Source organism: Streptomyces sp. SYSU D01066-1 (assembly GCF_054956795.1).
Window position 1 is genome coordinate 18,750 of sequence record NZ_JBUDHV010000058.1, and the last position, 11,771, is coordinate 30,520.

Sequence of the window (11,771 nt, forward strand, 5' to 3'; positions counted from 1 at the left end):
CGGTCCGGACGGCGCCCGATGAGCATCCAGGTCTCGCCGCAGCTGAACAATCTGCTGTTCGTGCTGATCGGCGAGAAAATGCTGCAGGCCGACGAGGACAAGGCGTACGCCAACGGCAAGCCCTACGGGCGGCTGTCGCAGCGGGTGCGGGAGCTGTCGGACCTGATCGAGCAGACCGCGGGCGGGGTCGGGCGCTCGCTGCCGCCGCAGGTGGGCAACCAGTACGTGCGGGCCATGCACCTGTTCCTGGACAACGGCGGCACGAACTACCTGAAGGACTTCTCCGACCAGCTCGATGACCTGGAGAAGGCCCGCACCCAGTCCTCCATGGACATCATGGAGGCGAAGTGGCAGATCATCGCCGAGCTGGTCCGGTTGCTGATCGAGCTGGCCATCATCATGGCGCTGTCCATCTTCACGGGCGGGTCGGCGGCCAGCCAGGCGGCGGTGGCCAAGGCGCGCAGCCGGGTGGCGGTCCTGACGCTGCTGGACTGGCTGATGAAGCGCACGCATCTGCTGCCGACGCTCTCGGAGGCGATCGAAGAGGCGTTCATGACGTTCGCGGTGCGCCTGGCGATGATGCTGGGCGCGCCCAACGGGCGTCGGCCGGACGGCTTCGACTGGTCGCAGATCGTGCAGTCCGGTGTCTTCGGCGCGTTCACCGGTCTGTTCCACGGGGTCCTGAACGACATCGCCAACGGCCTGAAGAACAACTTCAAGAACATCTGGGACAGCCGGAACAACCCCTTCAAGGACATCGACGGCAACGGCAACAAGTTCGACGACAAGTTCGACGACCATCTGCTGAACAACACCCCGAACCCCAAGCCGAACCCCAGGCCGAATCCGAATCCGGATCCGACTCCCACGCCCACGCCTACTCCCACGCCGAAGCCCACGCCCACGCCGAAGCCCACGCCCACGCCCACGCCTACTCCCACGCCCACCCCGAACCCGAGCCCGGGTGACCGGTTCAGGCACGAACTCGGGGAGGACATCCAGCGCTTCCTGACCGAGGGAGGCGCGGAGGCGCTGGGCGAGCTGGCCACGGCGGCCATCTTCCACTTCCCCACCGACGGTCCGATGACGTTCCTGGGCGGCGGGCTGAGCGCGGTCAGCGAACGGCATCTGGAACAGGGCGCGGCGGCGTTCGGCAACAAGTTCAACATCAACAGGCCACCGGTGGTGAACTCGTCGGCCCCGCCGGACACGACGCGGGACGACTCCTCCTCGTCCGACGACACCTCCCACTCCGGCGACGGCGGCACGGGCACCGGCACGTCCGGGCCGAGCCCGACCCCAGGGCCGGTGACCTCCACGTCCGGTGGCGACCGCGACGGGCAGGGCGGCGCGGACCGGCCCCCGACCCAGTCCTCCGACCTGGACTCGGACTTGACCGGGGGTGGAACCAGCGGCAACGACCCACTCGACGTCGGCCTGACCGGCCTCGACACCAACGGCCTCGACATCGACGTCGACGTCGACACCAACGGCCTCGACATCGACGTCGACATCGACGACCTCGACGTCAAGAGCAACATCCCGGACATCTCGAACGTCCCGGCCAGCGGCCTCACCCCGGGCCCGGGGGGCATCCGCACCCAGAGCCCGGCCACCGATGCCCTGGTGTCCGGTACGTCCGGCGGGGGCACTGCTGCCGGGAACACCACGGCGACCGGTGGCGACACGGTGGCCGGCGGAATCACCACCACCGCCGGAGACACGGAGGACAGCGCAAACCTCGCACCCGACGGAATCACCACCACCGACGGGAACACGGAGACCAGCGGAAATCCGGCTACCGGCGTCGATACGACTACCGGCACCAATGCGACCACCGGCGGAAACACCGCAACGAGTGGGAACACCGCGAGGGGCGGGACCCCGACGACCAGCAGCAACGGCCCCACCCCCGGCAGGAACACGGAGACCGGCGGAATCACCACCACCGACGGAGACACGGAGGACAGCGCAAACCTCGCACCCGACGGAATCACCACCACCGACGGGAACACGGAGACCAGCGGAAATCCGGCTACCGGCGTCGATACGACCACCGGCACCAATGCGACCACCGGCGGAAACACCGCGACGAGTGGAAACACCGCGCGGGGCGGGACCCCGACGACCAGCAGCAACGGCCCCACCCCCGGCGGGAACCCGACAGCCACCGGTGGCTCCCCCCGGCCCGGCAGCACCGCATCCCAGCCGCAGGGGGAGAACGGCGACGCCCAGGACGCCGACACGACGGAACAGCAGTCCTCGCCGCAGGACGCCGACGGTGACGTCACCGCCATCTCCGACGGCGCCGCCGACGGCACGGACACCGGTCCGGCCACCCAGCCGCCGCCGACCACGAGCACGACCGGCGACGCCCCGACACCGGTCGGCACCGTCCAGCAGCAGCCGCACGGGACCGACCTCACGGCCCCCCCGCTCCCCTCCGTCACTTCCGGTCCGGCGGGGACGACGACCACCGGCAGCGGCGGCCAGTCCACCCCCGATCCGGACACCTACAGCGACACCGGCACCGGCACCGGCACCGGCACCGGCACATACACAGACGACGACGGCGACAGCGTCGTCACCGACCCGAGCGACCTCTGGGACAGGCAGAGCGTCGCCTCGGACGGCACCGAGATGACCGTGCCGGACATGGACGACGACCTCATGGACGTCGTCACCCCGCCCGTGACCTCCTCCGGCCTCCCGAAACCGGATTCCGCCCCGTCCCCGCTCCCGGACGCCGCCGTGGACCTGACCCCGCTCCCGGTGCCGGCCCCCGTTCCCCAGGCCCCCGCTCCCCAGACCGGCGGTTTCGCCGAGGCGCGGGCCGGTGCCGTGCCGACCACGCGGAACCACACCTGGGTCGACCCCGTCTCCCAGCCCGTCGGCCCGGACGGCAAGGCCACCCAGTACGTGGTGCGTTCCTCCTTCGACGTGCGGCGCTTCACGCACGACGGACAACCCGTCACCGACCTCACCGTCACCTACCGCGTCACCGGCGACCCCCAGCTCGGGCCGCAGGTCGACGGGGTGCTGCGGCGGCTCGGGACCGGAGTCGAGCGGGTCTTCAACGCCCCCGGCCACCTGCTGCCCGACGGCAGCCGGCTGCACGTCACCGTCGTCCCCGCCGCACCCGGCGAGAGAGCACACCTCGACGTCACCCTCACCGACCCGGCGGACGGCGTGCCCGCCACCCACCACTCGTGGCCCGCCGACATCTCCGACTCCGACCTCGCCCACGAGATAGGCCACCAGCTCGGCCTGCGCGACGAGAGCGGCCTCGACCCCGCGGCGCCCCAGCGGGCCGGCACCGACAGCCTCATGGGCGACCACTCCGCCGTCACCGGCTCCGTCGTCCCCGAGCCGGGGGCGACGTACCAGCCCGGCGGGCTGCGGCCCCGCCACCTCCAGCTCGTCGGCGCCCTGGTGGGCGACCCCGCCGACGACCGCCCCGGCGGCGGCCGTCGCGACACCCCCGCGCCCGTCCCGGTCGCCGCGCGGCACGGCGCCGACCCGCCCGCGCCGGTCGTCCCGGCCGCCCCGCCCACCGACGTCACCGCCGACCCGGACGCGATCCCCCTGGTCCCCGTGACGACGACGTCCACGCCGCTCCCGGACACCCTTCCCACCCCCACCGATCTCCCGGCGCCGGACCCCACGGGCGAGCCACCCCTCTCCTCCGCCGCCACGGCCTCCGACGCCCCGGCGCCGCAGGTGCCGGTCCTCACCGTCACCTCCCCCGAGGGCGACACCGCACCGCCGCCCGAACCCCCCGCGGGCGGCGGCCCGCGCCCCTCCTACCTCGGCGGCTACGGGCGGCGGCACGACGGCCAGGTGGGTCTGGTGCACGTGGAGCCGTTCACGCCGGACGTCGTGGACGCGGTGCACCGGCAGGTCATCACCGCGCTGGGCCGGCCCGCCCCGCGCGACGACGACCCGGTCCTCACCCAGCTGCGGGACGTGCTGTCCGCGGAGCAGATGGCGCTCCACCTGCCCTACCTGCGCAGCGCGGGCGGCCACCGCGTCACCCTGCGGGTGAACGGCGCCGACCGGGACGTCGACGTACGGCTGGCCCTGGACGGGGCCCGGCCGTCCGCCCGGCAGGGTTCGCTCGACACCGGCGACCCCGACAAGCACGTGGAGCGGCGCGGACAGGGCACCCGGGAGATCGTCTCGGCGCAGCCGTCCGGGACGTACTCGACCATCCCGGTGCCGTGGACCGGCTCGGTGCCCATCGAGGCGGCGGGCCCGGTGCGTTCGGTGGACATGGGCCTGTCCGCGGCGCTCACCCACAACCAGGCGGACGGCTCCACCACCGTCACCCAGGTCGTGCAGACCACCAGCGCGCAACGCAGCAACGAGCCGTCCCGGGCCTACGACTTCACCGGCAACTGGCAGGTGCGCGTGGATCCGCCCGCTCCCGGCGCAACCCCCGACCCCGCCACGGACTGGCGTCCCGCGCAGCAGCACGGACCGGTGACGATCTGGTTCCCGCAGCACCTGGTGGACGCCGACGCCGACCCCACCGAGGAGCTGCCCGCCCCGGCCGCCCTCGACGACCTGCCGATCTACGGCGTGGACTCGGTGCTGAACCCGCGGCGGCTGTACGAGGGCGCCGCCGAGCACTTCCGTGCCGACCTCGACCCCACGGCGTCGGCCCAGCTCGCCGACTTCCTCTCCGAGCCGGTGCTGCGCGGCACGCTGCCGATGCAGCGCGACGGCGGGCTGTACTCGCCGGTGCTCACCGACGCGCACGGCCGGGCCGTCGGCATGGTGCGGCTGGACGCCCGGGTCACGCCGGTCACCCCGGTGGCCAAGAGCATCGCCGGAAAGATCAACCTGGAGAGCCACCTCGTCAACACGGTCAAGAACGACCAGAACACGTCGTTCAACAGCGGGGTGAGCGTCACCGGCAGTCTGGGCCCGTCCTTCACCGCTGACCTGGCGAAGGGTCACCCGGACGCCACCGGCAACCTGGGCGGCAGCCTCTCCGGCCGGTTCACCGGCCAGCTCGGGGCGCAGAACGCGTTCGGCACCAGTTCGCTGGCGGCCACCATGCACGCGGTGCGCACCAACCGCAGCCACCTGCTGACCGAGGCGGACGTCTCGTACACCCTCACCCTGATCCGGCCCGACGGCAGCGAGTCCGCCTACGCGCCGGGGAACTGGCGGCACGGTCTGGACCTGCGGATGCTCAGCGCGGACGACGCCCGGGGGCACACCCCGGCCGAGGAGGAGGTCCGCGGGCTGCCGCAGGAGCTGGCGACGCTGGAGTCGGTGGGGCAGTCCGTCGCGCCGCTCGGGGTGGACGGCGCGGACACGCTGTTCGACGAGGCGGAGACCTGGCTGCGCGACAACGGCTTCCTGCCGCCGCCGTCGACCGCGCCGAGCCGGGGCAGGCTGCCCGACGAGACGCTGGTGCAGGCGCAGCTGAACAACCTGCGGCGCCTCGCCGAGCTGCGCTCCCAGCTCGGGCTGCGGGCCGCGACCGACTCCGTGCTGGACGGCGGGCACTCGCTGTTCCTGGAGGTTCCCTCGGTGACGGGGCGGCAGCGGGTGCGGCTGGTGCTGGGGGCGACCCGGGACCCGGAGCGGCCGGTACGGCACTCCAGGGTGCTCCCCGGCATCCAGGTGGAGGGCGTGGCGCAGGCGGCGGGCGGCGGCAACGCCCGGCTCGGCAACACCTACGGCGGAGGCGCCGGCTTCGGCGGCGGGCCCAGCGTTCCCACACCGCACGCGCACTGGACCCTGAGCGGCAGCGGCGACTACCAGTGGACCGGGCAGGGCTCGCTCGGGAACACGACGGTCACCACGGTCGGCCACGACCAGTTCTTCATCGGCACCGGGCAGGACACCCACGAGTTCGCGGTGCCGGCCCGGCTCACCCTCGACCTGTACCGGGGCGCCGGTCCCGACCCGCTGGTCCGCTTCGCGTCCCCGGCGCCCGCGCCGCACGGCCCCGCCGACCTGGAGGCCGGCCCGGACCCCGCGCCGCACGGCGTACGGGGCACCGTCCGGCTGGCCGTGCCGCACCACCGGACCGTGCCCGCCGAGGAGCCGCCGCCCGTCGGCGCGTCGCACACCGTGCGGCCGGTGACCACGCTGGACACCGACCGGCTCGCCCTGACCGACCCCTCCGGCCGGCCGCGCCCCGACGTGGTGCGCATACCGGACGACGCCCTGATCGACGTGGTGCGCGGCTCGGCGGCGCTCCAGGACGCCTTCGAACGGATCGTCACCGGCGACCTCCCCGACGCGACGACGGACACCTCGGCGTCAACGGCCGCCGTGCCCACCCCCGCGCCCGGTACGGTCTCCTCCCTGTTCACCCGGTTCACCGGCTTCCTGGGCAGCTCGCTGACCGGCAACGCGCCCCACGACAGCACCACGGTGGCCGCCGAGTCCCGTACGACGGCGCTGTCCCCCGGGTCACTGGTGGCCCGGGGACACCAGATCTTCGGCGGCACCTACGTGGTGGAGGGGCTGACGCTGCCCGGTCTCGGCGCGGACGGGCAGCTCGCGGTGGAGGTCCAGGCCGTCGCCCACACGCCCCGGCTGGCGCAGAGCGTCAACCAGTACCTGGAGACGGGCATCTCCGCCGCCGACTCGACGCAGCAGTCCAAGGGCTTCTCCAAGATCCACGGGTTCGGTCTGGCCGGCACGCTGACGCAGAACAACCCGTCGTCGCCCGCCACCCCCGTCACCGACCCGGAGCCGACCCCGGACGGCGGCTCCTCCACGGCGCAGCCCGCCGGCCCCGAAGCCCGCAGGCCGTCCCGCTTCACCCCGTCCGGGCGCTACCAGTACGACCGCAAGACGGACAAGTCGGACACCCTGACCAGTACGACGGCGACCAACCGCGTCCCCACCCAGTCCGGCCTCCAGCACCGGGTCACGGCCGACGTCACCTATCTGATCACCGTCCGCTCCGGGCACCGCAACGTCTTCGCCAACACCGTCGGCTACGGCCCCTCGCCGGCCGTCACGCTCGCCGTGGACGTGCCGCGCGGCCTGCAGTTCCTGATGACCGAGAGCCAGCTGCGGCGTGACCGGCGCTGGATGGGCGGCGTCGAGGGGCTGCCCGCCGACGTGCCGCCCGCCGACCGGGAGAGTCCGCCGCTGCCCAGCCGGTACGTCCGGGACGGCACGCTCGGCCTGGCCACGGTCACCTCGGTCACCGAACTGGCCCCGGCCGCCACGGACGGCACGACCGCCACCGCCACCACCACCGGAACCACCGCCACCACCGGAACCGGCACGACCGGCACGGCCGGCACGGCCGACGCGACCGGTACGCCGAACAGCACAGGCACGCCGAACAGCACCGCCCCGCCCGAGCAGCGCGGCCGGCTGCACGGCGAGGTGCGGCAGCTCGTCGACCGCTTCGCGCCCGGCGTCACCACCCCCGGCCACGCCTCCTACCTGCCCGGTGTCGCCACCCTGATCGCCGACCACACCAGCGTCTCCGGCAAGCGGGCGCTGATCGGACGCGGCGGCCGGGAGGTCCGGTTCAGCTTCCGGCACCACCGGTTCGGCGGGGCGTCCCTGATCGAGGTCACGCTCTCGGCCCGCCCCACGACCAGCGTCGCCGACCGGGCCGCACGGCGCGGCACCGCGGTGCCGGGCGACAAGTCCGGCATCGAGCAGTGGGGTTCGCACACGGCGGCGGGCCGGACGACGACGAGCACGACGGGCCGGCAGCACCGCTTCACCGCCAACCCCGTGGCCCGCTTCACCCGCCCCGACATGGACGACCGCACCGACCGGCTCGGTCCCTCCGTCCAGGTGGCGTCGGCCTCCAGCAAGGTCGACAAGCGGGGCCGCACCGCCGAGGACCGGTACTGGCTGCGCACCGACAGCGCCGCCGACTTCGACGACCTCGCGTACGAGTTCACCGCCACGGTCCGCTCCACGTACGTCACGGACTGGCCGCCCAACGTGCTCGGCGCGATGATCCAGCGCGGGGTCGTCACCTGGGACGACGCCGACGCCGCGACCCGGAGCTGGCTGAGCCGTACCCTGTCCGGCGAGCTCGGTGCCCAGGCCCGGGTCCCGGCCCTGGTCAGCGTGCGCTTCACCGGCAGCGAGAGCGCCGAACCCGCCGCCGACGGCCGGGCCCCGGTCCCCGCCTCGGTGTCGTCCGTCGACCCCCGGCTGTCGTACAACGGCCGTTCCCCGCTGGATGACGCGGACCTGTTCCACCCGACCGAGAACGTGCCGGTGTACGGCTTCGACGCCTGGGACCAGCTCTACACGGCGCTCGACCAGGTGGCCCCGGCGACCGGCAGCGGCTGGCGCGCGGTGGCCGCCTCCCAGTCCGACGAGAACGCCTCGGTCCGGCTCGGCGAGCTCCTCCAGGCCGGTTCCGTCACGCTGGACACCCCGCGCCAGGCCGGCGGCATGCTGCCGTCGGTGCCGGGCGCGTTCCCGTTGTCGGACGGCCCAAAGCGGCCCACCCTGACGGTGTCGCTGTACCGGCCGAGGCCGGTCACCGACGGCGGCGACGTGGCCATGGACCGGCTGCGCGTCACCCTGGACAGCAACAGCACCGTCTCCGGCGGCGACACCACCGCCGGGCTGTCCCTGCCGTTCGTGCTGAGCGCCGACGACCCCGACCGCAACCTGCTCGGCGCCACCCCGCCGGTGCTGCAACGGCCGGTGGACGCGAGCACCTTCGGCAGCAACGTGTCCGGTACGCGCCGGGACTGGCTGAAGACCGGCAGCACCAGCCTCCCGGCCGACGGGGGACGCGGCACCCGCAGCTACGAGGTCCGCGCCGACGTGCACGTCGAGGTCTCCGGGCCCGACGGCGTGCGGCACGTCACCGGCACCGCCACCCTCCGCGTCGAGGAGCGCGACGCGCTGGGCCACGGCATCACCGTGCCGCGTCCCCGCCCCCGGGTGTACGACCTGCCGGCGCTGCTGGACGCGCACACCGGCGCCGGACCGGCGCAGTGGGCGTCGACGCCGGTGCACGACGTGCCGTCGGCCCTGGTCGCCGGAGTCGACCCGGCCGACGACGGCTACCAGTTCTGGCTGGCCACCGGCACCGACCCGGACGGCTCCCGGCTGGCCCTCGCCCTGTACGGGTCCTCGCGTGCGGCACGGCTTACCGGCCACCCGGTGGAGCTGGTCACGCGCGGTCCGGAGGGGCTGCGCATCTGGTCGTTCGACCCGGACGGCACCCTCACCGCCACCCCGACGCCGGGCATGGGCGGCACGCCCGCGGGGCCCGCCCCGACGGGCACCGGCGACCCGGCCCTCGACGCGGCCTGGACCGGCTTCGAGGCCGTCGCCGCCGACCTCGACCGGGCCACGGCCGACCACGAGCAGGCGCTCGCCGACGAACGCGAACTGCGGGACCTGCGGCCGGAGGCGGCGCAGGCGCTGGCGGAAGCGGTCACCGCCCTGAACGACGCGCACGCCGCCGCCGTCAAGGCCGACTCGGCGGCCACCGCCGCCGAGCGGGCGGCGGACCGGGCCGAGCGGGACGTCAGCGACCTCGACGGCCGTATCACCACGCTGGTCTCGGACATCGCCGGCGCTCGCGGCACCGTCGACGCCCTCGGCGACGCCGTCACCAGGGGTGAGCGCCGGGAGACGCGGCTGCACGGGGAGCTGGGAGCGGCCCGCGACCACCTCGCCGGCCTCACCGACCGGGCCGCGGCCACCGCCGCGGCCGGCCCGGACGGCGCCTCCGCACCGGCCCCGAGCGACACCACGACGACCACCGGTACGCCGGCTGGCACGGCCACGGACACACCGGCTGACACAGCCACCGGTACGGCCTCGGCGGCCCCGGTGGACGGGACCTCCGCCCCGGCCGGCCCCGCCGTCGACCCCGCCCTCGCCGCACGGATCGACGACGCCGCCGCCGAGGTCGACCGGCTGACTTCCGAACTGGACGACGTACGCGAGAAGCTGGCGCGGGACCGGGCGGCGCTCCAACTGGCCGAGAACGCACTCGTCCGGGACCAGGCGGCGCTGGAGCAGGCGCGGGCGCGGCGCCCGGAACTCCGGGCCACGGCGCTCGATCTGCGCTCCGCCGCCGGCACGGCACGCGACCAGGCGGACGCCTCGGCCCTGGTCCAGCAGGACGCGCAGGAATCGCACGACCGGGCCGCACAGCGGCTCGAGGAGATCGACACCGGGCTGGACGGTGCCCTCGGCCGGCGCGACGACGCCGCGGCCCGACGCGCGGCGGCGGAGACCGCGCTGCCGGGTACGGCCGTTCCGGTCCTGGCCTCTGGCCCCTCGGCGCTGCCCGGGTCGCACACCACGCTGGCCACCACCCCGCCGCGCCGGCCCGGTTCGGGCCTGCCCCGTGCGGCGGGCCCCTCCACCGGCAACACCCCGGTGCCCGTGAGCGAGGGCGGCGACGCCACCGACAGCGACGAGTCCTCCGTCTCCACGGACGCGCGGTCCGACGACGGTGACGGCCACTCCGACACCGGCACCGCCCTCACGGTGCCCGACACGACGGCTCCCGCCCCGCCGAAGCCCGCCCCGCCGGCCGACGACGACTCGGAGAGCACCGGCAAGGACACCGGCAAGAAGCCGGGCGAGGACACCGGTAAGGACGCGGCCGAGGCAACCGGCAAGGACACGGCCGAGGCCGGCACCGACGACAGCACCGGCGAGGGCGCTGACAAGGGCAAGGGCAAGGCGACCGACCTCGACGGCGCCCCGGCCACGGGCACGGGCACGGGCACCGAGGGCACGCCGCCACCGCCACCGCCGTTGTCCGAGCCCTTCCAGGTGCGCCCGGCACGCGGCAACACCGTCGACACGCCCACCGACGGCCGCTGCATCCTCTACACCTTCATAGGCACCGACCCGGAGCGGGTGCGTGACCGGCTGCCGGGCCTGAGCACCCAGGCCCCGGCGACGTACGCCTGGCTGGGCCGGCCGGACGCCGTGCGCGCCGACCTCGCACGGGTCAGCGCGGGTGACACCTCCCCCGCCGCGCGGCAGGCCCGCACCCACTTGCTGGTCGCCGCCGACCACCTGCGGGCCGCGGCGGAACGCCGGCTGCTCGACGCCCAGGGCGGCGGACGCCCGTTGCCGCCCGATGTGGTGGGCCAGGTGCGGCAGACGCTGGTGCCGCGCTTCACCGCCGCCACGGCCGGCATGAACCGGAGCCGGCTCCTGGCCACCGCCGAGCAGTACGGCATCGACCGGGTGGGGCGTCCCGAGGACATCAACGACGACCTGCGGGACCTCTACGAGGCGGCGCTGGTGGCGGAGGGCGTGACGGACGCCCCGGCCGACCCCGGCGCCCCGGCGATGTTCCGGTTCCTGCGGGACACCGGCCGGCTGCCCGCGCTGAACGGGCTGACCGACGGCCGGCTCCGCAACGTGATCGACTCGGCCTACGTCGAGAGCACCCGCCCGTTCACCGACGGCGAAGCGGCGCACGCGCTGAGCGCGGTACGGAACTGGTCGCAGTCCTGGAACAGCGACCGGGGCGAGATGTTCCTGCCGTTGCTCGCCGACACCCTGGACGTGACGGTGGAGGTGCTGCGCCCCGACCCCGCGACCGGCGTCGGCACCGTGACCCGCGTCGGCTCACCCACCACCGGCCGGGTCCTGGAGGTGCACTACTGGGGCCTCAACCACTACACCGCGAGCGACGCGGGCCCCCTCACCACACCCACGACCACCGGCACCGGCACCGGCACCGGCACCGGCACCGGCACGACTACGGGCACGGACGCGGGCGCGGACGCCAACCCGACCTCCCACGCCCCCCGCGGCCCCCACGA

General features: G+C 74.6%; 1 pseudogene. It reads left to right on the top strand.

Annotation, left to right across the window (positions count from 1 at the left end):
* Positions 1–18: 18 nt before the first annotated feature.
* Positions 19–11,771, top strand: a pseudogene (locus tag ACY1JF_RS31220) (hypothetical protein); the annotation flags it as partial.